The 21,045-nt window shown below is 69.5% G+C and carries 22 protein-coding genes and 3 pseudogenes; 13 read left to right on the plus strand and 12 right to left on the minus strand.

Translation table 11 applies throughout. From position 1 onward, the window contains the following. The first annotated feature begins 32 nt into the window (after positions 1 to 32). From OG622_RS23205 to OG622_RS23215, 3 genes are all read left to right on the plus strand, one after another. A complete protein-coding gene (locus OG622_RS23205) occupies positions 33 to 833 on the plus strand; it encodes a YhjD/YihY/BrkB family envelope integrity protein (RefSeq protein ID WP_371578549.1) in 801 nt (266 codons plus the stop codon). Positions 834 to 991: 158 nt separating this feature from the next. Then, positions 992 to 1,459 (plus strand): SHOCT domain-containing protein, encoded by a 468-nt coding sequence (locus OG622_RS23210; protein WP_371578550.1) that lies wholly within the window; start codon positions 992 to 994, stop codon positions 1,457 to 1,459. Between the two features lie 30 nt (positions 1,460 to 1,489). Beyond that, complete coding sequence (locus OG622_RS23215; protein ID WP_371578551.1) at positions 1,490 to 1,978, plus strand: hypothetical protein; 489 nt, start codon at positions 1,490 to 1,492, stop codon at positions 1,976 to 1,978. A gap of 368 nt (positions 1,979 to 2,346) precedes the next feature. Here the strand turns inward: OG622_RS23215 and OG622_RS23220 are convergent, their stop codons facing one another. Further along, a complete protein-coding gene (locus OG622_RS23220; RefSeq protein WP_371578552.1) occupies positions 2,347 to 3,684 on the minus strand; it encodes a hypothetical protein in 1,338 nt (445 codons plus the stop codon). A gap of 114 nt (positions 3,685 to 3,798) precedes the next feature. Here OG622_RS23220 and OG622_RS23225 point away from each other — a divergent pair. Both OG622_RS23225 and OG622_RS23230 read left to right on the plus strand, forming a co-directional pair. Beyond that, a pseudogene (locus tag OG622_RS23225) lies at positions 3,799 to 3,894 on the plus strand (SHOCT domain-containing protein); the annotation flags it as partial. An 89-nt stretch (positions 3,895 to 3,983) separates the two neighbouring features. Then, positions 3,984 to 5,339, plus strand: coding sequence for a diacylglycerol kinase family protein (locus OG622_RS23230; protein ID WP_371578553.1), 1,356 nt, complete (start codon positions 3,984 to 3,986; stop codon positions 5,337 to 5,339). A 405-nt stretch (positions 5,340 to 5,744) separates the two neighbouring features. Here OG622_RS23230 and OG622_RS23235 read toward each other — a convergent pair. Further along, positions 5,745 to 6,190: pseudogene (locus OG622_RS23235) on the minus strand (hypothetical protein). A 42-nt stretch (positions 6,191 to 6,232) separates the two neighbouring features. Beyond that, complete coding sequence (locus OG622_RS23240; protein WP_371578554.1) at positions 6,233 to 7,108, minus strand: bile acid:sodium symporter family protein; 876 nt, start codon at positions 7,106 to 7,108, stop codon at positions 6,233 to 6,235. A gap of 965 nt (positions 7,109 to 8,073) precedes the next feature. On the opposite strand from OG622_RS23240, the gene OG622_RS23245 reads away from it, so the two are divergent. Both OG622_RS23245 and OG622_RS23250 read left to right on the plus strand, forming a co-directional pair. Further along, positions 8,074 to 8,613, plus strand: coding sequence for a transposase (locus OG622_RS23245; RefSeq protein WP_371578555.1), 540 nt, complete (start codon positions 8,074 to 8,076; stop codon positions 8,611 to 8,613). Next, positions 8,610 to 9,152: a transposase gene (locus tag OG622_RS23250; RefSeq protein WP_371578556.1), complete on the plus strand. Its 543-nt coding sequence runs from the start codon at positions 8,610 to 8,612 to the stop codon at positions 9,150 to 9,152. Before OG622_RS23245 ends, OG622_RS23250 begins: the two co-directional genes overlap by 4 nt. Positions 9,153 to 9,311: 159 nt before the next feature. On the opposite strand, the gene OG622_RS23255 is transcribed toward OG622_RS23250, so the two are convergent. Continuing rightward, on the minus strand, positions 9,312 to 10,064 hold the full coding sequence (locus OG622_RS23255) for a GntR family transcriptional regulator (protein ID WP_371578557.1): 753 nt from the start codon (positions 10,062 to 10,064) through the stop codon (positions 9,312 to 9,314). Positions 10,065 to 10,197: 133 nt separating this feature from the next. On the opposite strand from OG622_RS23255, the gene OG622_RS23260 reads away from it, so the two are divergent. Genes OG622_RS23260 through OG622_RS23275 form a run of 4 tightly spaced genes read left to right on the plus strand, consistent with a single transcriptional unit; the run spans position 10,198 to position 11,274 of the window. Continuing rightward, positions 10,198 to 10,449, plus strand: a complete 252-nt coding sequence (locus OG622_RS23260; protein ID WP_371578558.1) for a hypothetical protein — start codon at positions 10,198 to 10,200, stop codon at positions 10,447 to 10,449. A gap of 41 nt (positions 10,450 to 10,490) precedes the next feature. Further along, the gene (locus OG622_RS23265) at positions 10,491 to 10,820 is read left to right on the plus strand and encodes a hypothetical protein (RefSeq protein ID WP_371578559.1); all 330 of its coding nucleotides are present in this window, start codon (positions 10,491 to 10,493) and stop codon (positions 10,818 to 10,820) included. Beyond that, complete coding sequence (locus OG622_RS23270) at positions 10,820 to 11,017, plus strand: hypothetical protein (protein WP_371578560.1); 198 nt, start codon at positions 10,820 to 10,822, stop codon at positions 11,015 to 11,017. The genes OG622_RS23265 and OG622_RS23270 overlap by 1 nt, the downstream gene beginning before the upstream one ends. Beyond that, positions 11,014 to 11,274 (plus strand): hypothetical protein, encoded by a 261-nt coding sequence (locus OG622_RS23275; protein ID WP_371578561.1) that lies wholly within the window; start codon positions 11,014 to 11,016, stop codon positions 11,272 to 11,274. The genes OG622_RS23270 and OG622_RS23275 overlap by 4 nt, the downstream gene beginning before the upstream one ends. 137 nt (positions 11,275 to 11,411) lie before the next feature. On the opposite strand, the gene OG622_RS23280 is transcribed toward OG622_RS23275, so the two are convergent. Beyond that, the gene (locus OG622_RS23280) at positions 11,412 to 11,810 is read right to left on the minus strand and encodes a PIN domain-containing protein (protein ID WP_371578562.1); all 399 of its coding nucleotides are present in this window, start codon (positions 11,808 to 11,810) and stop codon (positions 11,412 to 11,414) included. Between the two features lie 603 nt (positions 11,811 to 12,413). Here OG622_RS23280 and OG622_RS23285 point away from each other — a divergent pair. Next, positions 12,414 to 12,872 (plus strand): hypothetical protein, encoded by a 459-nt coding sequence (locus OG622_RS23285; RefSeq protein ID WP_371578563.1) that lies wholly within the window; start codon positions 12,414 to 12,416, stop codon positions 12,870 to 12,872. A 177-nt stretch (positions 12,873 to 13,049) separates the two neighbouring features. After that, positions 13,050 to 13,420 (plus strand): annotated as a pseudogene (locus OG622_RS23290) (transposase); the annotation flags it as partial. 21 nt (positions 13,421 to 13,441) lie between these two features. Here OG622_RS23290 and OG622_RS23295 read toward each other — a convergent pair. The 7 genes from OG622_RS23295 to OG622_RS23325 all read right to left on the minus strand — a co-directional run bounded on the left by OG622_RS23295 (position 13,442) and on the right by OG622_RS23325 (position 20,989). Then, the gene (locus tag OG622_RS23295; protein ID WP_371578564.1) at positions 13,442 to 14,206 is read right to left on the minus strand and encodes an alpha/beta fold hydrolase; all 765 of its coding nucleotides are present in this window, start codon (positions 14,204 to 14,206) and stop codon (positions 13,442 to 13,444) included. Positions 14,207 to 14,423: 217 nt separating this feature from the next. Further along, positions 14,424 to 15,077 (minus strand): hypothetical protein, encoded by a 654-nt coding sequence (locus tag OG622_RS23300; protein WP_371578565.1) that lies wholly within the window; start codon positions 15,075 to 15,077, stop codon positions 14,424 to 14,426. Between the two features lie 734 nt (positions 15,078 to 15,811). Continuing rightward, on the minus strand, positions 15,812 to 16,915 hold the full coding sequence (locus tag OG622_RS23305; RefSeq protein WP_371578566.1) for a 2Fe-2S iron-sulfur cluster-binding protein: 1,104 nt from the start codon (positions 16,913 to 16,915) through the stop codon (positions 15,812 to 15,814). A gap of 23 nt (positions 16,916 to 16,938) precedes the next feature. Continuing rightward, positions 16,939 to 17,850: a metal-dependent hydrolase gene (locus tag OG622_RS23310; RefSeq protein ID WP_371578567.1), complete on the minus strand. Its 912-nt coding sequence runs from the start codon at positions 17,848 to 17,850 to the stop codon at positions 16,939 to 16,941. Between the two features lie 85 nt (positions 17,851 to 17,935). Further along, on the minus strand, positions 17,936 to 18,877 hold the full coding sequence (locus tag OG622_RS23315; RefSeq protein ID WP_371578568.1) for an alpha/beta fold hydrolase: 942 nt from the start codon (positions 18,875 to 18,877) through the stop codon (positions 17,936 to 17,938). Continuing rightward, positions 18,874 to 20,037: a hypothetical protein gene (locus OG622_RS23320; RefSeq protein WP_371578569.1), complete on the minus strand. Its 1,164-nt coding sequence runs from the start codon at positions 20,035 to 20,037 to the stop codon at positions 18,874 to 18,876. Before OG622_RS23320 ends, OG622_RS23315 begins: the two co-directional genes overlap by 4 nt. Positions 20,038 to 20,041: 4 nt before the next feature. Continuing rightward, positions 20,042 to 20,989: an SDR family oxidoreductase gene (locus OG622_RS23325; RefSeq protein WP_371578570.1), complete on the minus strand. Its 948-nt coding sequence runs from the start codon at positions 20,987 to 20,989 to the stop codon at positions 20,042 to 20,044. Between the last annotated feature and the right edge of the window lie 56 nt (positions 20,990 to 21,045).

The raw sequence follows: 21,045 nt of genomic DNA on the forward strand, positions 1-21,045 counted from the left end.
GTACCGCCCGCGCGTCCCACAGGCACACTGCGGTGGAGCGGGTCCTCGCACGCCTGCGGTCCGGTCCGGTGGCCCGGCTGCTTCCCCGCCTGTCGGCACTCAACGTCGTGGAAGGCTCCGTGAGGCTGGCCGCGCAGGCCTTCATCACCGCTCTCCCGCTGCTGATGACCGTCGCGGCGTTCGCCCCCGAAGGTGTGCAGGAGCTGCTGGCCGACTCCATCCGTGCGGTTCTGGGGGTGCGGGGCGACACGCTCGACGAGGTACGCCGTACCTTCACCGCCACCGGCACCCCCCGGGACGCCGCCGGAGCTGTGGGCGTGGTGGTGACCCTGGTGTCCGCCACGGCGTTCAGCCGGGCGCTCCAGGCGGTCTGCGAGCGGTGCTGGCACCTGCCCCGCACACCGGTGCGGGCCGCTGTCTGGCGCTGGCTGCTCTGGCTGCTCGTCTGGCTGGGCGTCCTCCTGGTCCAGGCACCGCTGCGCAGCGGACTGGGAGTCGGCGCGGTGACCGGATGGGTTCTGTCACTCCTGTCCTCGACGCTGCTGTGGTGGTGGACCCAGCATCTGCTGCTGGGCGGCAGGATCGGCTGGCGCAACCTGCTCCCGGGAGCGCTGCTGGCGGGCACGGGCACGGTCGTACTGAGCTGGGCCGCCGGTCTTTTCGTGCCCACGGCCATGGAGCGCAGCCTCCAGGAGTTCGGACCGCTGGGGCCCGTCTTCACGTTCCTGTCCTGGTTGATCGCCGTGTTCCTGGTGGCGGTCTCGGGCCTCGCCCTCGGCGAGTACGTCGCCTCCTCCCACTGGTACCGGACAGCCTCCGCGCCTCCGCCGTGAGCGGGCCGAATCCTGATCCTGCCGCGCAGCGCGTCCGACGGGTACCGGGCCGCCCGCACGCTCACCCGCGCCGGGTGAGGCCCTGCGGCCCCGGCCGTACCCACGCTGAAGACCGCACGCAACGGCGGCCGGGCGAGCGCCCGGGACGGAGGAGAGACATGAGCGCGCAGACGTACCTCGCGTACGACTATCCCCTGCTGAGCGTCTTCTGGAGCATGCTCTTGTTCTTCCTGTGGATCATGTGGTTCGTCCTGCTCTTCCGCGTCGTCGTCGACATCTTCCGTGACGACGACCTGAGCGGCTGGGCGAAGGCCGGCTGGCTGGCGTTCACCGTCCTGCTGCCCTTCCTGGGCGTCTTCGTCTACGTGGTCGCCCGCGGCAAGAACATGGGCCGTCGGGAAATATCCCAGGCCCGAGCACAGCAGGAAGCCTTCGATGCCCGCATCAGGGAGGCCGCGGGCGCCACGGGCCGGCCCAGCAGCATCGACGAGCTCGCCGAGCTGTCCGAGATCCGCGCCCGCGGCGACATCACGGACGAGGAGTTCCGCAGGGCCAAGGAACTGGTCCTGACCGGCCACGGCCCGGCGGAGCACGTCGGCTCCACCGCCCGCACCCCAGGTCTCTGAGCATCCGGACAACACGAATCGAGGCGCGAGATGACCGCGACACACACCGAGCCGGCCCACACGGCGAAGCAGGAATGGGCGACCGGCCTGACCGCCTTCGCGGCAGTGATGCTCTTCCTCGTCGGCCTGCTCGACATCTTCCGGGGCATCATGGCCATCGCCGAGGACGACATCTTCGTCACGACGCGCCAGTACGTGTTCGAGTTCGACCTGACCGGCTGGGGGTGGATCCACCTCGCGCTGGGCGCGGTCGCCGTGATCGCCGGCATCGGGCTGCTCAAGGTCTCGGTGTGGGCGCGCGTCGTCGGCGTGGCCATCGCCGGACTCGTCATCATCGCCAACTTCCTCTCCCTGCCGTACTACCCGATGTGGTCGGTCGTGATGATCACGATCTCGGGCTTCATCATCTGGGCCCTGTGCGTGGTCCGGCGCGACAACCTCTTCGACCTGTCCGAGGAACGTCCGGTGTCCGAGGAGCACCCGCCGCAAAGGGTCTCGTATCCGCGCGGGCCCGCATGAGCGCACAGCGGTCAGGGTGCGCGGCGGAAGAGAGGTGTTCAGGGTGAGAGGCGGAAGGGTGCCGCTCATCACCGCCGGTCCGCGGAGCGTGCTGTGGGCGCCGGTCGGCATCGCCGGCCTGGCGCTCACCGCCGTCCGGGTGTGGTGGGCCGTGGGGCACACCGCAGGGGTTCGGGGGGGGTCGTGCCCTCGGGGTGGGGGGTCCGCCGCTGATCGCGCCGCCGGCCGTCCTCGCCCTGTACGCGGCCTCCGGCATCCTGTGGGCGGGATGTCTGGCCCAGCCCTGGGGGTCCTGGCCGCCCAGCCCTGGGGGTCCTGGCCGCCCAGCCCTGGGGGTCCTGGCCGTCGCGACGGCGCGTGGCGATACCTCAGGGAGCGGTGGTGGCCCGGGATTCGGTGGCGGCCGGGGCGGATCCGGTGTCCAGGAATTCGCGGATCGCGAAGCCCACCAGCACGATGACCGTGGTCCACACCACGACCATCGTGGTCGGGTAGTTCCAGGTGAACAGGATGATCGCGGCGACCACCAGGATCGCGGACCCGATCCAGCGCTTGAAGCGGTGCACGAACCGCCCGACCGCCCCGAGCCGAAGCCCTCCGGAGACCGCGACGTCGCGCAGGGCGCCGATGCTCCTGCCGCAGCCCTTGCGGACGTAGACGGCGATCCGGGACGGGCCACTGAGGAAAGCGCCGACGGCGGTGATGAGGGCGACGGCACCGAGCGCCCGTACACCGGCGCGCAGGAACTTGATCAGCGCGTCGTACACCGCTCCGGCGGCGGCCGGGGACGCGCCGGAGGGAAGGTGGTCGAGGTAGACGTCACGGAAGACGGTGAGGGTGATCCCGAGGAACAGCATGGCCACGAACACCGCCGACGCGGCCCCGATCAACGCGTGCCGGCGGTTGAACGCGGTGTACACCCCCGCGGCGGCCACCAGCAGGGCGATGACGGGCAGCCAGCTGCCCATGATCTCCAGGACCCTCATATAGGTCTTGATCTTGCCGATGTCCTTCGACTGGACCACCACGAAGTCGGTGTGGACATCCGGGATGTTCGCGGCCACTCCGAGGCCGGCGCTGACCAACCGCTTCTTGACGTCGGCCACGATCGGTGCCACGTCGATGGCCACCTGGTCGTTCTCCAGCGAGACCGCGCTGTCGGCTTCGCCCGTCAGGGCCTTGTCGACGGCCGAGTGCACCTTGCGGTTACCCTCCACCCAGACCGTCTCGAAGGCACTGCTGGTGACCACCCGCTCCACGGTGCCGCTGATCAGCTGCTTCAGGCCGCTCGTGATCGGCCCGTCCAGGTTACCGACCAGCTGGGCCGCCTTCGGCGGGACGCCCTGCTCCGACACGGCGTCCTGCAACTGTTTGACCAGCGCGTCCACATCGATCTGCGCCAGCACCACGTTGGTGACCCTGTTGGTGACCGCCTTCTGCACATCCGGATCGGACGCCAGCGGCCCCACCGTGGCGACGTAGCGGTCCGTGTCCCGCACGATGCTGTTCGCCCAGACCGCGACGACGGACAGCAGCGACAGCAGGGCCGCGAGGAGGATCAGCAGGACGGAGCCCGTGGACCGGAAGGGGTGATGCCGTGCCGCCCGCGGGCGCGCGCCACTCTCCAGCGCACCCACTCGGTGCCGCAGTTCATCCAGTTCGCCGCGTTCCCGGTTCGAGAGCGGCTCGTCGCCTGTGTGGGCCATGGACACCAGAAGATCCCTGCGATGCCGAACACGCGACCCGTGTGCGTCCGACGGGTGAACCGCGCAGGACGTGCGGCCGCCCCGGTGCGGTGATGCGCCGGAACGGCGACCGCCGTGTCGAACCGTGTATCCCGCCGACAACAGGGGCGATGGGCGGCCCAGCAGGAGTACCAGGCGCCCGCACCGCAACCGGCGCCTCCCCTCCGCTCCGAGTCCACAGGAATCGCCCTCCCCGGGTGATTCCTGTTCACGCGGGCTCCGATGTGATGGGGCAGGCACGTCCACACGCAGGAGGTCGCATGCAGACGGCAGCGCACACGAGGAAACGCCTGGCTCCGCGCTGGACCGCGCGTCTGGCCCTGGCTGCGGGAACCACGGCGGCGGTGGTCCTGCTGCTGTTCGCCGGGTTCCAGAGCCTCCTGCTCGTGGGAGTGGGACTGGCCGGGCTCGTGATCGCGGCCGCGGGCGTGTGGTGGGCGCTGGCGCGCACCGGCCCGGCCAGGGCACTGGCCGCCGTGCTGGCCTGCGCCGCACCTGTCACCGTAGTGGTGCTCTACGCGGTGGCCGGACTGCTGTGGGTCGCGCTCGTCTCGCTCGCGCTCTGGGTGCTGGCCGTCCTCTGCGGCCGAACCGCGCTGGCCTCCGACGGTGGACCGGCTGGTGTTCGGGAACACGCGGTCACCGCCCCCCGGCGCCCGTTCCTCATCATGAACCCGCGCTCGGGCGGCGGAAAGGTCGGGACGTTCCACCTGGATGAGAAAGCGAAGGCCCTCGGCGCGCAGGTCGCCGTCCTGGACCCGGACCATCGCCAGGACGTGGCCGCGCTCGCCCGGCAGGCCGCCGACGAGGGCGCCGACCTGCTCGGCGTCGCCGGAGGCGACGGCACCCAGGCCCTGGTCGCGGGAGTGGCGGCCGAGCGCGGTCTACCGTTCATGGTGATCGCCGCCGGCACCCGCAACCACTTCGCCCTGGACCTCGGCCTGGACAGGGACGATCCCTCGCTGTGCCTGGACGCGCTCACCGACGGCGTCGAACTACGCGTCGACCTGGGCCGCATCGGAGACCGTATCTTCGTGAACAACGCCTCCTTCGGCGCCTACGCGACCGTCGTCCAGAGTCCCGCGTACCGCGACGACAAGGCACGTACCGCCCTTCACCTCCTCCCTGACCTGCTGGCCCATCACAGCGGCCCGCGCCTCACCGTCCGCGCGCAGGGCACGGACGGTGAGGCGGCCGTCGAGGCACCGCAGGCCGTCCTGGTGAGCAACAACCCCTATCGGACGGACGACCCGGCGGGTCTGGGCCGTCGCGAGCGGCTGGACTCCGGCGTCCTCGGGGTGCTCGGCATCAAGGTCGACAACGCGGCACAGGCAGCGGGGATGCTCCGCGGCAGGCGCTCACCCGGCCTCGCCTCGCTCACCGCCCAGGATGTCGTCGTGGACGCCGACGCCCCCAGCGTTCCCGTGGGCGTCGACGGCGAGGCCCTCGTCCTGCCGACCCCGGTGCACTGCCGGATCGAGCCGCGCGCCCTTCGCGTGCGCGTGCCCCGCCGCCGTCCTGGTGTCCCCCGTGGCAGGCCCCCCATGAACTGGCGCCGGGTGGGACAGCTGGCACGGACGATGGGACGGACCGCGGCGGGGCATCACCCCCAGTGACGCACCGGGCGGGAGAGTGTGCCCACACGTGCATGAACAAGAGCGCACAGCGGCTTCGTGTTCCCTCCGCCCCTGCCCGTCCGGCGGATCGGGGCAGCGGCTTCCGCAGCCGCAGGCAGGTTTGGGTGGGGGAGGGGGTCCGTGGAGAAGCACATGGACCATGCGTGCCTGACCGCTGTTCACGGGCTTGCCCACGGCGTCGATGCGTAGGGCCGGCCCCTCCTCCGGGCGCCGCCCGGTGGTCCCGGATTCGCGGGCTCGAACACCGGGCGGGCCGACCAGGTGACATCGACGGTGCCGCCGCCATGTGGGTGACCCCCGTGGCGGGTCACCCACACCATGCGGTCCCCTGCCGAACCGGGGTGGAGCTAGCTGCACCCCGGCGGGCCCGCTCTCCCTCACACCTCAGCCTTGCCGAGCGGCCCCCTCCGGCCACACCAGGTCCACGGGGACACCGGCCGCACGCGCTTCGAGGACGGCATCCGCGGTACCCCCGCCCTTACCGGTGGGCGGTGCCCCGTTCCACACGGCGACGAGACGATCGGCCTGCTCGACGAGCACGGCGTTGGCAGCCTCGTACGCCTGCCGACCGGCCGTCTCGTAGGAGGCTCCGTGCTCGGGCTCGACCGTGTTCCGGCGATAGTCCCGCGACGGGGTGACGACGATTAGCCGCCCGCCGAGGGCGAGAACGACTTCAGCGAAGAGGGTGTCGGCCCCTTGGCGATACAGGAGACCCCGACGAGCCGCCCGCCCCCGGCGTACGGCCTGAGCAACTCATCCAGGGCGCGACGAACCAGAGGAACAGTGCCCTCGGTCAGATCCAGGTGCCCGGTCACCGCGATGATCGCCAAGGCCGACTCTCCCCCTCCGTCGCTTCTGTCACTCTCACGGGATCAGCCCGCCGTCGCGGGCTTCCCTGAGCGAGTCCGGGTGATGGCGTAGCCGAAAGCCGTCGCCAAGACGTACATGAGAATCGAGTAGACAGCGCTGGGAACTGCCACCTCGGTGCTGTCGAGGATGCTCAGGGCGATGGTGAGGGCCACCGTGGTGTTGTGAATCCCCACCTCCATGGCGCTGGCGACAGCCTGCGGTTCACTCAGGCGAAGGGCCCTGGCACCGCCGTAGCCGATACTGAGGCTCGCCAGACAGAAGATGCCGGTGACCAGGCCGACCTGGCGAAGGTAGTCCGCGAGGTTCTCCCGCTCTCCCAGCAGCGCCCCCAGGGACACCGCGACCAGGATGGCGATGGAGAACACACGGACCGGACGGTCCGCCCGGGCGGCGAAGTCCGCGGAGCGTTTCCGGACGAGCATGCCGAGCCCGACCGGGATGAGCACGATGGCGATCACTTGCAGCACTTTGCCGAACTGCAGTCCCAGGTCACCCTCGGCATCGAAGTAGTTGATGGCCAGGTTGGTGATGAGGGGAATGGTGACGGCTGCCAGCACGGAATTGATCGCGGTGAGGGTGATGTTGAACGCCACATCCCCGCGGAACAGGTGGCTGAAGAGATTGGCGGTGGTGCCGCCCGGGGACGCGGCCAGCAGCATCACGCCCACTGCGAGCAGCGGGTCCACGTCGAAGACGTTGACCAGACCGAAGGCGAGCAGCGGTAGCACCACTATCTGCACGGTCAGGGCGAAGACGACCGCTTTCGGGGAACGGGCCACGCGTTTGAAGTCGGCCGTGGTGAGCGAGAGCCCGAGGCCGAACATGATGATGACGAGCGCGACGGGCAAGCCGGTCGTGATCAGCGCTGAATCGTTCATGCCTCACGCTTCCTGGATGACGGCAGCGGAGACTGTGACAGCTGCCGCCTGGCCCGTAGGTCGCCACAGTGAAGCAGTGCTGAGCCCCTGTTACAAGGTTTGAGCTGGTCCAGCGTGATGTGTGATCTGGGCTCTGTGCAGCGCGTATTGCGTGATGTTCGGGGCTTCAGCGCAGGGCGAGGACCATGACGTCGTACAGCGGGGCATCAGGAACGGAAGCTTCTCCCCCGCGTGCCCGTACCCCCAGCCCTCGTACATGGCCCGCAACCTCGGCCGCTCCCGACGTACCAGCAACTCAGCGCGCTCTTCCTGCCGTTGACTCACCAACTCGTCATGCATGACCCGCGAGATCCCACGCTTACGCCACTTCTCGCGCAACATGTTCTCGCACAGCTTGAACGTCGTCGCTTCGTCGCGGGCCGTGACCCGTAGGTGAAGCCAGCCACTTCACCACCGACCTCGCCGACAACGCACCCCCAGCCGCCAGCCGCGACATGACCCTCCAACCGCTCCTCGAAACGCTCCATGGAGAAGAACGGATTGGTGGCGATGTCCTCCGCGTACACGTCGGCGTACACGTCCAGGAGGGTCCCCCGGATCTCCGTCAGCCGTTCACCGGTGTAGTAGCTGATCGCCAACGACGCTACGGGCATACGGCCACCGCCGCCTCGTGCCGTCTCGTCGTCTGGTTCGGAGGATTTCGTGGCGCCGGACGTGCCGTACCGGTGGCGATGGACCGGACCGGCGGTGCAGGGCAGGAGATCAGATACAGAAGTGGTCGTGCGTGCGCGGCTCGAAGGACAGGTGCTCGGTCGCCTGCTCGCTGCCGTAGATGGCGAACACGGCGTCAGTGTCGTCGGACCGCAGTTCGCGTGCTTCCAGACGCTTACTGACTTCGGCGTTTCGGGGTCTGGATCTGTGTCGGGACAGGTGACGCGGTCCGTCCGGGCTGGTACGCCGGAGGCATGCGGTATCCGGACGGGGGCGGGCTGACCGCCCAGCAGCGCAGGCGCCGCGAAGAGGTACGGATGCGGGCCGTTGACCTCTTCGAGGATGGCGTGGAAGTCCCGTGCATCGCTCGGGAGTTACGGGTGAGCGAGAAGTCGGTTTACCAGTGGCGGCGTACCTGGAGAACGGGCGGACGCGAGGCGCTGCGTTCCAGAGGCCCCTGCGGCTGCGGCTGTCGGCTCGGCCCTCACCTGCAGGCCAAGCTCGCGACATGGCTCGACGAGGGGCCGGCCGCGCACGGCTGGGTGGACGACCAGGTGTGGACCGCCGCACGGGTGCGCACGCTGATCGGGCGGAAGTTCCACCTCTCCTACAGCGTCTCCGGGGTGACCCGGCTGCTGCACCGGATGGGCTTCAGCGTGCAGATGCCTGCCCGGCCCGCCGCCGAACGCGACGAGGACGCGATCACCGCCTGGCGGGAGGCGACCTGGCAGGAGGTAAAACCCTCCGGGCGGCGACCGGCGCGTTCATCTGCTTCGAGGACGAAGCGGGCGTGACCGGCCGTCCGCCCAAGGGCCGCACCTGGGGCCGACGTGGCATCACACCGAGAGTCAAGGTCTCCGGCCGCAGCCGGGGACGGCTCTCGGTGGCCGGGCTGCTGTGCTTCCGGCCGGGCCTGCCCGCCCGTTTGTGCTACCGGCTGCGTCGGCATACCGGCCGCAAGGGCGAGCGTCGCTCTCTGGGCGAGACGGACTACGTCCGCCTAATGGACGGCGCCCATCAACTGCTGAAGGCCCCGCTGATCGTGGTGTGGGACCGGCTGAGCACCCACATCTCCAAGACCATGAAGGCACTCGTTGCCGAGCGGGACTGGCTGACAGTGGTCCTGCTGCCCGGGTATGCGCCCGACCTCAACCCGGTCGAGGGCCTGTGGGCGCACATCAAGCGGAGCCTGGCCAACCTGGCCGCCCGCACCCTCAGCGAACTGGAGACCCTGCTCCGCAGACGGCTCAAGGCACTGCAGTACCGGCATGGCATCCTCGGCGGATTCCTTGCCGGGACGGGGCTCGCTCTCGATAGACGGGACGGACCCTAATACGCCGAAGTCAGTACTCACACGGTGGACCGGATGCATGTCCCGGACTCTACGGGTCCAGCACGGCCCGCCTGCTGCTTTCCCGCCACCATGTCCACGGGAATGCCCAGTGCGTTGAGCGTCAGCAGGTACGCCCGCCCTACCCGGTCATAGCGCGGGCTACTCGATCGGGATCTCGTAGGCGATCTCCCAACGCACGTCCGGCACGGTGATGTCCGCCGTCTCCACGGGACGTCCGTCGCTGTCGTAGTAGGTGCGCTCGATGCGGGTCAGCAGCTCACCGACACTGGCGCCCAGCAGATTGGCCTCTTCCTGAGTGGCCCGGCCCGGACGCGGAACCTCTACGGCGGTCTCGATGACGACCCCGACGGAACGCATTCTCTCCACGACACCCGTGCCGGCGAGCGGTCCCATCTCGGGGAGGACGATCGGGGTGCCGTCGGTGATGGCCATCGGCTCCCACGACTCGGACAACTGAACCGACTGACCATCGGCGAGGAACTCGTACCGGGTTACGACGCAGGGGTCGCCCGGATCGACGGCAAGGCGCTCGGCGATGTGGTCCGGCGCGGGGACGCGAGCCTGGCTGTGCGACTCCCAAGTGCCGCGCCGCCCCTGCTCCTTCATGTCGGCACGGAACGGCGAGCCGCCCCGGTGCTCACGGTGCCGGGACCGGATCATGCGCAACCGCTCGCGCGGCGCACGGACGTAGGTACCTGATCCGGCTCTACCTTCCAGGACGCCCTCGATGATCAGCCGCTCCATGGCACGTTGCGTGACATTGCGGCCCACCCCGTACTCCTCGGCGAGCTGTGCTCGCGACGGCAGGCGTTCGCCGACGGCCCACTCGCCCGCCCTTACCCGGCGGCGCAGGTCGTCCGCGACATCGAGGTACGGGGCCTCTCGCGGCATACGGCTCTCCGTGCTGCCCTGAACGCGCAGGGCCGGTGGTGCGGTTGACGACGACATTGACAAGCTACTGCATCAGGTAGAAGCTACTGGAGTAGAAGTACGCTATGTGACCGCATGCTCACTTGGGAGACCCGTGCGTCCGAAGGCCGAGAGCATTGCCGCACGACTGGCCGACGCCGCAGGGGCCGATGTGCGCCGCGAGGAAGTCCCGGGCGGCGTCCGACTGGAAGTGGACCTGCCCCGGGACCTGAGCGAGACCAAACGCAGAGCCGTCCTGGCCGCCATCGCGGACGCCGACGCCTATGGGCATGGGCGCACCGGCGAAGGCGACTGCCTCTGGGCACTCGTCACCAACCAGGCCGAACAAAGCCCCGGCGACCGCTGACACGGCCCCGAGGCATGGCCGACCCAACCAGGAGATCGACAATGCACCTTGTATCACGGGCACTTGCCTGGACCAGGGCAGTGCTCTTCGGGCTGCCCGAGACCGACGACCGCCGCCCACCTCCTGACCTGCGCAACGGCACCTATATGGAGGCCACCCCGAGCCTCCCGGCACGCTGCCCCTCACCGGAGATGTGCGCCGCGTTCCTCCCGAGCGCGCGTCGTCGCGGAACCTCGACTCCGCGTTCCCGCACAGAACTGCCCGTCATCACCGCCGACGACATCAACAGCACCCTCGTGGGTGCCTATCTCCTACCGCCCGAGGCGCACCAACGCATCCGCCAGGCCCAACAGTTCGCGGAGGCGAGCTGATGACCAACGGACAGAACATCGCAGCCTCGCCGCGCACGGAGATGCCCATGCTCCGCGCCTACCGGCTGTGGTTCGAGCACACCCGCAAGTGCACCGACGGCTGCAAAGGCGCCCCCAAGGCCCAGGACGGCTGCGAGGACGGACGCCAACTCTGGGGCACGTACCGCCTCGCACGAATCGGAAAGGCGACGCCATGACCTGGACCATCGAGCGCCCGCCGGGCCGCCCCGTACGCCGCACCCACGACAACCGCCTCGCCGTACCGCTCCGCCTGTCCCTCACCGACGGCCACGCCACGGACACCGAGCTGGCCCTCACCCTCGCCGAAGCCGAGCACCTGCACGCCGCGCTGTGCCGCGCACTCGACGGCGAGCCGACACCGCCGGCCGCGCCGGACTGCCGTCGGCCGGTTCAGGCCTCACCCGGAATGGCGCACATCGTGGGGCGCGCGTAGGACGCCCCAGCTAAGGGCAGGCATCTGACCGCCTCCCCCGGCAGGCCCCTCATTGGACCTACCGGGGGCAAGGCTCAGGTCGATGAGCAGAGCGGAAGGTCACGCAGGCCCTTCAACAGCCCGTCGGCGCAACGCGATCAGACCTTCTCCGCCACCACCCGCGAATGCTCGGCCGTCAGCAGACCAACCTCCTCGACATCGGAGGTCACGATCGTCACCCGGCCCGGCTGCTGCAGAGCGGTCGCGCACAGCATGGCGTCGATGGCGTACTTGTGACCGTGCAGCCCCGCGCCGCGAAGCAACGCGGCAGCCGACCGAGCCAGAGCCTGGGTCACCGGCTCCACGCGCAGCCGCGACAGCGTCCACCGCAGTGCGCCGTCGTTGATCCGCGGGTGCATCACTTCGACGAGCACGGCAGCCGAGGTGACGACGGGAAGATCGGCATCCCGGGCTGCCACCAGCCACTCGTGCACCTCCCGATCCCGCTGCACGGCCTTCGCCAGCCCTTCACTGCCCAGAACCAGCGCACCACTCACGCAGCGGCCCCGCCCCGGACGCCTCCCCGGTGAGCCGCGCCCGCTTCGCCGCCCCCGCCTCCGGGTGAGCAGGCCCATGCACCTCTTCGAAGCCCGTGATCAGCTCATCGAGGCCATCCCGCTCGATCTGCCGTTGCGCCGCCCTCTCCAGGCCCTGTTCGTCCTCACGGAAACCAGCAGCCGCACCTTCGGTGCGTCGTGGAACGTCACGCTCGCCCCGGCGGAACGTCACCGTTCGCTCACGAGACCCCGCCCCAGATCACAGCTGCCCGGTGGGCGCAGGGAAACCACGACCAGCACCTTTCGGTGGTGTCGTTTCCCAGCGAGAATCTCGCCGCCTACGCGCGCCAGGGATTCTCCGCGCTGAAGAAGGAACAGGCCCATCTGCTGGGGCAACGGCAGTGGGGCTGATCAATTACAACGACGTCCAAAGCGGTGGTCGGCAGTGATCACGCTGGTCATGATGGCGTCGAGTCCGGGCAACACCGCTGGTGACTCGTGTGGTACGACGACAGTGCACACCTCGGAAGCGGTCAGAGGAGAGAAGGAAGAACGATGACGGGTGAGATACATGACTGGCTGTGCTGGCGAGGTCCGGCCTCGGTGAACGTGTTCGTCATCGGCTCTGGCAACACCCCGTTGCCGAAGGAGGCTTTCCAACTCGCCGGGATGGTTCCTGACGCGTTCCTGCCGTACCCTTTGCTGGAGCAACCCGAAGCCATCGAGCGGCTCGGTCTGGTGTCTTATGACCTCGACTTCGATGACGACTCGCTCGATCTGCGCGAGTACACGCGAGCAGTGCTTCGGCGTGTCTGCGCAGACACGCGGGCAGTGGCCTGGGCGGCTTTCGAGGGGACGTTCCACTATGACGAACTCCTCACCGACCAGGTGGCCCACCAGGTCTACGGCTACTGCGCGACCGGCGCCGAACCGATGGTCGAGTGGGACACTGCGGCTCTGCGAGGCGAGGAGTGGCGCCACCGAATCGCCGAGGCCCGAGCGGCTTTGGACGCCTTGCTGTCCGCTTCGGAGATACGAGGCAGGAAGAGCCGCACCGACTGACGGTCCAACTGCGTGACAACGCCGACGAACACCGGTGAACGAGCGCGGACGTCTGCGGACCATCGGCGCAGAGGAGAGCCACACCACCCCAAGGCGCTGCCCCCGCCCAAGTTGCTTCGGGACGAAGAGGCCGCGATCCCCAGCCGTTCCGGCAGGGCGGTCAACCACGGTCAAGGACGGACTGCGCGACCGGACGGCGCCCCGATCCACGTGATCCTGGACAGCCTCTCCGCTCACAAGGGCAGCAAGATCCGCCAATGGGCTCGGAAGAACAAGGTCGAGCTGTGCTTCACCCCGACCAATGCCTCCTGGGCCAACCCGACCGAGGCGCACTTCGGCCCGCTGCGGCAGTTCACCCTGGCCAACTCCAACCATCCGCACCACACCGTCCAGACCCGTGCGCTGCAGGCCTACTTACGCTGGCGCAACGCCAACACCCGCCATCCGGACGTGCCGGCGTGCTGGCGGCCCAGCGCAAGGAGCGTGCCCGCATCCGCAGCGAGAAAGGCATCCGCTGGGGCGGACGCCCCCTCCTCAACGCCGCATGACAGGACAGGCCGCAAGCAGGATCAACCAACAGGGACTCTCTCCTTGAGAAATCCGATCAGCAGATCGGTGACAGCCGATGGCCGCTCCAGGCTGGGTAGATGACCTGCCCAGGACAGTTCGACATGCTCGGCATTCGCGAGCAGATCCGGCAGTCGGGCTGCGATCTGTCGGAAGTCCACCAGGTCATGCGCCCCCGACGCGGCAAGGCAGGGAGCCTGAATGGCTGCCAGATCAATCTTGGCTTCTATCGGCTCGAACTCCTCAGCAGCGGCCATCTGCAGCTCGAAGGCGTGACGTTGCATCTGGCGAACCGCCTCGCGGGCGGTCTCGTCGGCGTCCGGGCCCAGCCAGGTGTCGACCATGAGCTCCGTCGCGCCAGCGATGTCGCCCGCCTCGAGCAGCGCTTCCTCGCGCTCGCCGAGTGCGTTCAGTTCGGCAGAAGGTTCATGCCCGGGAAGGGCTGAGCAGAGCAACGCAAGGGCGTCCACCCGGTCTGGCCACTGCGCGGCGATCTCCAACGCGACGTGCCCGCCGTACGAGGAGCCCACCAGTGTCGCCTGCGCGATGCCCAGACTGTTCAGGAGGGCCAGCACATCCTCGGCGTCGCTGTGAGGCCGGTCTGGCGCCGGAGTCTCACCGAAGCCCCGAAGATCACAGCGCATCAGCCGGTAACCGGCGTCGATCAAGGCCGGCCACTGGGCATCCCACATCCGCCGGTCACACACCCCGGAATGCAACAGCACCAGCACAGGACCGTCTCCGGCCACATCATGAGAGAGCGTCATCCGGCAGACGCTACTCAGCGGCTGCTCAGAACGCCTCTCGATTAGTACCGCCACCGCCCCGCCCATCAGCCCGGCGAACCATGCCGGTCACAGCACCGGCTCGGCCAGCGACGCCGCAGGTCCGACCCCGTACCACTACAGCTGCGTAGAGGCCGGATCCTCTAGCCGAAGGTGTGCTGTGAACCGCGGTACGTCCGTCATCCCCCGCCGGACGAGATCAGGCGAGCTTCTTCAGCTGCGCGTCGACGATGTCCTGGGGGATGGTCGGGGGCTGGAAGGGGTTGAGGGACAGGAAGGCGGCGATGGTGGAGCCCTGTCGGACGACCAGGACGGTGACGGGGATGCTGGGTCCCTTGCCGTCGAAGACCCGCGTGGCATCGAAAGCGAGTGTCTCGTCGCCGTAACCGGAAACGGGCCGGGACTGGGTACCGGAATATCCCAGCCCGGCGCCGGGGTAGGCAGCGGACGGGCGCATCTCGGCGGTGGCACACTTCGGAAGCGCTGCGCGCAGTTCGGTCATCACCGTGCGGGCGTCGGCAGGGGTGTAGGACGTCAGGCCGACACTCGCGTGGTGCCCGTCGGCGTCGGAGGCGGACACCACGTCCTGGCTGACCTGGGCCGTGAAGTCGTGCAGGCTGCCCAGCTGTGCGGCCGCGTAGACGGGTCGGCAAGGTGCGGGTGTGACGGCGCGGTAGGTCGTGAGGATGTCGTGGTCCACCGGGCGGCCCTGGCCCGTGACGGTGTTGACGGTATAGCCGGGGACGTCGTGCGCGGTCAGCGCCAGGCGGTCGAGGCCCTTCTGGTCGAGCCCCTTCCCGGCCGCGGAGGCGGACGATCCCGATGCATGCTGCGGCGTCGAGCTCGCAGGCAAGGCGGACCCGGCGGTCGCAGGCTTCTTACGTCCCCCAGCATCGTCCCCGCTGTCCGCACCGCACGCGCCCGTCAGTGCCAGCACCGACACGACACCCGCCGCCGCAACGACCCGTCTTCCGACCGCAGAAGCATTCATCATTCGCCCACCCCCCGGTGCCCCGACTGGGAGCACTCACACAAGAAGCCCCGGCAAGTGCCAAGGCTGAAGTTCACAGGAGCCTAGCGGGAACTGGCGAAGTGCCCTTCGCCTGGCCCGATTTGAGATGCGGCCCCAGCCCGTCGATGACCGCCGCATCCCAAGCTGAGAGCCCGAGTTCGGTTCTCGTCACCCGCTCCATGCGAAACCCCCAGGTCAGAGCCCGGGGGTTCTTTGTCTGCCGAGCCGCATCTGAAGTCCCGTACCGGCCTCACCGCCGCCGAGCAGGTCGTCACCCTGCCCGCCGACCCGGGCGAAGCAGCGGCCGGCCACGCCGGCTGATCCGCGACACCGGCGCGGGAAGCGTCGGAGATCGGGGTGAAGATCAGCCAAGTGATGTCCCGTCAACCGTTCGCGCTGCGCCCGGTGGCCGACCTTGTGGCTCTCGAGGCGCCTTGCCGCCGGATCTGGCCGGTGTCCCGGACGGACCGTCTCACCGTCCAGGCAGTGCGTCGCGCCATGAGTCGGGTGGCAACCACCCTGCCGTTGACGTTCCTCGCGGCGACGTCCGCGCTCTTCAGGCGCTCGGCCATCGCTCACACATCCAGCACCAACCGCTCTCCTTCCGGTGCACGCGAGACGCAGGGCAGCATGGCGCCTGCCGCACGTTCGGTGGCGGTGAGCCGGCGGTCACGGTGGTCGACATGGCCATGGGCCACCCGTACCCGGCAGGTGCCGCAGAACCCCTGGCGGCAGGAGAACGGCATGTCCGGCAGGGCCTCGTGGAGAACATCCAGGGCGGAGCGGTCGTAGGGCACCGGCAGAACCCGTCCGGTGTCGCCCAGCTGAAGTTCGAAGGGACGGCCGTCCGTGATCGGGGCCGGGGCGAAACGCTCGAAGTGCAGGGCTGACGCGCTGCTACCACCGAACGCGCGCCGTACGCCGTCGATCATGGGCGCGGGCCCGCAGCAGTACACCGCACCCGTCGCCGGGATCGAGCTCAACAGATCGGCTGCTTCGGGCACGCCGGACTCGTCGTCAGGACGGATGGAGACCCGGCCAGGGGCTGCGGCCGCGAGTTCGGCCAGCTCCGCCGCGAAGGGCATCGAACCGCGGCTGCGGCCGGTGTGCACGAGCCTCCAGTCCAGCCCGCGTCGGGCGGCTTCCCGAGCCATCGGCAGGATCGGGGTGATTCCGATGCCACCCGCGATGAGCAGGACGGATGCTTCGGCGGCGAAGGGGAAGGCGTTCCGGGGCCGCCCGGTGACGGCAACCCGGACACTGTCTCCGAGAGTGTCGTGCACCTCGGCCGAACCGCCCCCGCCGTTGGCGATGCGGCGCACCGCGATTCGGTACCCGTGCCGGTCGGCAGGGTCGCCGCACAGCGAGTACTGCCGCTTGCGGCCGGAGGGCAGGCGCAGTTCGATGTGGGCGCCGGGCTGCCAGGGCGGAAGTACTCCCCCGTCGGGTGCTGCCAGCCGCAGGGAGACGACATCGTCGGCCTCTTGGCGCTTGGCGGCGACCACCAGTTCCCGGATCACGGGCAAATCGGTGACCGGCGGGCGCCTGGGAGGAGTGCTGTGCCGCGCGAGGCGCGTGACCGCGTTGTCGCTGAAAGCCGCCAGCTTCTGCATGAAGGAGTCGCTGCGCGCTCTGCCGTACAGGTCCGGCGGGCGAGTGAGGGGTGTGCCGATGTCCATGGGATGCCTCGCTGGTTGCCGGGTCATCGGGCAGCCGCCCGGGCAGCGGGTGACACCGCCAGGTAGGCGACCGCCTGCTGGGTCGAGCCCTCCTGGGTGGGGTGGTAGCCGGGGCGGAAGTAGCGCAGCACCGAGCGGGCGAACGAGCCCGGCCGGGGCAACAGGTCCTTGCGGGCCGCGGCCAGGTAGTCGCGGAAGCGGACCTCGACCCGGTCGTCGAGTTCGGGGTCGGCGCTCATCAGGAAGCGGACTCCGCGGATCCACAGCCGGGTCAGCACCGGAGCGGTGACGAGCATGCCGACCACTCGGCGCCGGTACCGGGGATCGAGGTGCACCAGCAGGTCGAACGCGACTGAACGGTGTTCGACCTCCTCCGCGCCGTGCCAGCGGAACAGATCGAGCATCGCGGGGTCCACGCCGGCCTGGTCCACGTGCCCGTTGCTGAGAATCCAGTGACCCATGTACGCGGTGAAGTGCTCGAACGCCGCTATGAGGGCGAGCCGTTGGAGGAGGTACGCGTGTGTGGCGGCCGGCGTCAGCTCCGGCCGGTCCCCGAGCACCCTTCGGAAGATCCATTCGGACTGCAGGGTGTACGGCGCCGGGTCCAGCCCCTTGGCGAGCAGGTGCTCCAGAACCTCCTGGTGCGCCTCGGCGTGCATCGCTTCCTGGCCGATGAAGCCGCGTACGTCCTCGCGCAGCCGGTCGTCGGTGATCAGTGGCAGTGCCTGCTCGAAGGTGCGCACGAACCAGCGTTCGAGCTCGGGGAGCATGAGGTGGAGCACATCGAAGGTGTGGGTCACGAAGGGCTCACCCGGAACCCAGTGCAGCGGGGTGGCGCCCCAGTCGAAGGTGACGTCACGGGGTTGCAGCACCAGGTCGTGGTGGTCGATGGGCTCGGACGGGCGGTGCGGATGGGCATGTGCGGCTCGGAACATGACAGGTTCCTCCTCCGTCGGCGATCGGTGTGTGAGAAGGGGCGGTCAGGCGGTCGTCGTCCACTACTGCCGATTTGTCGGGTTGTCAGATCGGGTGCGCGGTGTGGTCCGGATCGCGGCGGGAGCCGTCCTCGACGCGGTTGGCGAATTCCGCGATCCGGGACGCGACCTCCTCGGGGTGGCTGAGCTGTACCCAGTGCCCGGCGTCGATCGGGCGCCGTTGAATCTGGCGCGTCCAGTGCTCCACTCCGTACGACAGCACCGGGGTGACGCAGAAGTCGCGGGTGGGGATGACGAGTTGGATCGGAACGGTGGTCGGCCGGTCCCGGGGACGCAGCAGGCGGGGCAGCATGTTGGCGCGATACAGCGCGATGCCGGACACGGCGTCGCGGGCCAGCGTCGGCGCGGGGTAGGGGGTGTGCCCGGACACACCTTGGGAGCCGGTGAGGAAGGCGCGCCAGCGGTGGCCCAGTGCTCGCCAGGTCAGGGCGGGCAGGAGCGGGAAATGGAAGTAGGCGATGTACCAGGACCGTGCGGCCTGCCGCAGCATCTTCGGCAGATCCGGATGCCGCGGCCGAAGGCGGGCCCGGATCAGGTGGCCGACGTGGTCCAGGCAGGGTCCGGAGATGGAGGTGAACGAGGCGATCCGCCCGGCCAGGCGGGTGCCGGTGACCGACTCCCAGGAGTGGATCGATCCCCAGTCGTGTCCGACCAGGTGCACCGGGCGGTCGGGGCTCACGGCGTCGAGAACCGCCTCCAGGTCGGCTTCCAGGCGGGACATCCGGTAGGCGCGCAGACCCCTGGGCCGGTGGGAGGCACCGGCTCCCCGTACGTCGAAGGCGGTGACGTGGAAGCGGTCGGCCAGGCGCTCGGCGACCGGGTGCCACACGGCGCTGGTGTCCGGATAGCCGTGGACCAGCACCACCGGAGGAGCCGTGGACGCTCCCCATTGGTAGGCGGCCAACTCCACGCCGTCCACGCCGTCCACGCCGTCCACGGCGATCCGGCGGGCGGCCGGGCCGGTCATCGGCCACCACTGGCAGGGGTCAACTCGCCGTAGTTCAGACCGCCGTGGAAGAAGCTGGGCAGCACCGGCCACTGCCGCTTGAAGGGGGCCAGCTCGGATGAGGGCAGGATCTGCAGCCAGCGCGGATCGCGCCGGCTGGGGTCGGCGAGGGTCTTCTCCTTGACCATGGAGTCGTACTGGTCGAGAGAGTCCTCCAGGGTGTTGGCGTTGGGCACCACCTCATGGCCGTAGAACGCGGCGTGGCGGCGCACCCCGGGGATGCGGGAGAGCTCGGGCTGCCAGCTGTCGGCCGAGATGCCGTTCTCGGAGGAGACCCACACCCCGTCGGGGGTGTTCAGCACCAGGGAGTGGTTGCCGTCCGTATGGCCGGGAGTCCACAACAGGCTGACGCCGACACCGAGTTCGACATCGCCGTCGAAGGCGGTGACGCGCTCGTCCGGTACCCCGTCCATGCCTCCGTCGACGTACCAGGCCCACTGCATCGGATGCATCGATTCGAAGGTGCCCAGCTCCCTGCGGTGCACCAGCAGCCGGGCGCGCGGGAACATCGCTTCGCGGGGCGCCCGTTCGCCGGGAATGGTGCCGGTACTGCCCATGATCATGCGCACGTCCTGGACGTGCAGATGGTCGAAGCTGACGAAGTCCACGTCCTCGGGCCGCAGACCGCAGGAGGGCAGGACGGTGTTCGGGTCGTGGTAGTAGCGGGCGAAGACGTGCTCGGTGAGAAAGTCCCCCGCCAGCCGCTTGAGCTGGGCGTAGAACGGCGCTTGGGCCGTTCCGGCGGCGACGGTCGGCTCCCACACCAGTGTTTTCGGCTCACCGTCGAAGCCGTCGAACTGCACGACGAGCATCCGGTTGACGATGCTCACGAACGGGTTGACCGCGAGCGCGGCGCCGTGGAAGCCGAACCGGGTCGGGTACGGGGCGGCGGCGATGTCGAAACTGCGGACGGCGTGGATGCGGCCCTGCTGCACGAACCGCTCACGGTAGGTGGCCGCGGCGCTGCGCACGGCGCGCAGCCGGTCGCCGCGGGGCCATACGTCGTGGACACCCTCGAATTCGGGGATGGGACGCGGAGCGGCGGCGTCCTGGGCCTCCTTGGCCTCCTTGGCCTCCTTGGCCTTCTTCGCGCTGGGCGCCGGCTTGGGCGTGGTGGTCACGGGCTCATCCTTCGGGCAGGCGGGCGGTGCGGGTGCGCTGCTCGTAGGCCGCGCGGACCGACCGGTCGGACAGGGCGGCGAGCTGGTCGGGGACAAGCAGGTGGTGGAGGGCGTCGCGGGCACGGCCCGGCAGCAGCGCGGCCAACCGGGTCAGGGCGGCCACCTGGCGTGGGATGAAAACCTCGAACCGCGGGCGCAGTACGACGTCGAGCACCGCGTCGGCCACCTGATCCGTCGTCAGGCGTCGGGTGGGGCCGGTCGCGGTGCCCACGGCCAGCTCGGTGTCCACGACGCCGGGCATCACCAGGGACACGTGCACGCCGGTGCCGCGCAGTTCGGCGCGGACGGCTGTGCTGTAGCCGTGGACGGCGTGCTTCGTCGCCGCGTAGGTCGCCTCGCCGGGTGGGGCGACCTTGCTGGCGGCGGAGGCGATGTTCACCACGTGGCCGCGACCGCGTTTCCGCATCCCCGGGATCACCAGTTTCATCCCGCGCAGGACGCCGTGGACGTTGACGTCGAACTGGCGCAGGGCGGCTTCCTCCGGTTCCTCCGCGAAGGGGCCCACCCACATGATTCCGGCGTTGTTGATCAGTACGTCGATCGGCCCCAGCTCGGTCTCGACGGTGCGCAGGAAGTCTTCGAAGGAAGGTGTGTCGGTGGCGTCGAGAGCCAGCCCGATCAGTCGGCCACCGGGCTGCGCGCCGATGGCGCCGGCCGTCTCCGTGGCGAGCTCCGCGTCGATGGCACCAGCCGTCGCCATGGCGAGCTCCGCGTCGAGATCGCCGATCGCCACGGCGGCTCCGGCCGCGGCGAGCCGGGCCGCGACCGCCCGCCCGATTCCGCGGCCCGCCCCGGTGACCGCGATCACTCGGCCGGTCAGCGGTCGTGTGCGGGGAAGCCTGTCGCGGTCTCTTCGGCTGAACGAATACGGGTACCTGCGCGGTGCTGCCACGGTCGAGCCCCTTCCTTGCCCTGAGCATGAGCGGAACGCCGAGCGGCAAGCGGCAA

The organism is Streptomyces sp. NBC_01314 (assembly GCF_041435215.1).
Classification (GTDB): domain Bacteria; phylum Actinomycetota; class Actinomycetes; order Streptomycetales; family Streptomycetaceae; genus Streptomyces.

Coding starts and splice junctions, on each gene's coding strand:
- OG622_RS23220 (WP_371578552.1), bottom strand. CDS start 3,684: ATGGCCCACACAGGCGACGAGCCGCTCTCGAACCGGGAACGCGGCGAA.
- OG622_RS23210 (WP_371578550.1), top strand. CDS start 992: ATGAGCGCGCAGACGTACCTCGCGTACGACTATCCCCTGCTGAGCGTC.
- OG622_RS23310 (WP_371578567.1), bottom strand. CDS start 17,850: ATGTTCCGAGCCGCACATGCCCATCCGCACCGCCCGTCCGAGCCCATC.
- OG622_RS23245 (WP_371578555.1), top strand. CDS start 8,074: ATGCGGTATCCGGACGGGGGCGGGCTGACCGCCCAGCAGCGCAGGCGC.
- OG622_RS23295 (WP_371578564.1), bottom strand. CDS start 14,206: ATGACGCTCTCTCATGATGTGGCCGGAGACGGTCCTGTGCTGGTGCTG.
- OG622_RS23275 (WP_371578561.1), top strand. CDS start 11,014: ATGACCTGGACCATCGAGCGCCCGCCGGGCCGCCCCGTACGCCGCACC.
- OG622_RS23315 (WP_371578568.1), bottom strand. CDS start 18,877: ATGACCGGCCCGGCCGCCCGCCGGATCGCCGTGGACGGCGTGGACGGC.
- OG622_RS23240 (WP_371578554.1), bottom strand. CDS start 7,108: ATGAACGATTCAGCGCTGATCACGACCGGCTTGCCCGTCGCGCTCGTC.
- OG622_RS23305 (WP_371578566.1), bottom strand. CDS start 16,915: ATGGACATCGGCACACCCCTCACTCGCCCGCCGGACCTGTACGGCAGA.
- OG622_RS23255 (WP_371578557.1), bottom strand. CDS start 10,064: ATGCCGCGAGAGGCCCCGTACCTCGATGTCGCGGACGACCTGCGCCGC.
- OG622_RS23215 (WP_371578551.1), top strand. CDS start 1,490: ATGACCGCGACACACACCGAGCCGGCCCACACGGCGAAGCAGGAATGG.
- OG622_RS23230 (WP_371578553.1), top strand. CDS start 3,984: ATGCAGACGGCAGCGCACACGAGGAAACGCCTGGCTCCGCGCTGGACC.
- OG622_RS23270 (WP_371578560.1), top strand. CDS start 10,820: ATGACCAACGGACAGAACATCGCAGCCTCGCCGCGCACGGAGATGCCC.
- OG622_RS23265 (WP_371578559.1), top strand. CDS start 10,491: ATGCACCTTGTATCACGGGCACTTGCCTGGACCAGGGCAGTGCTCTTC.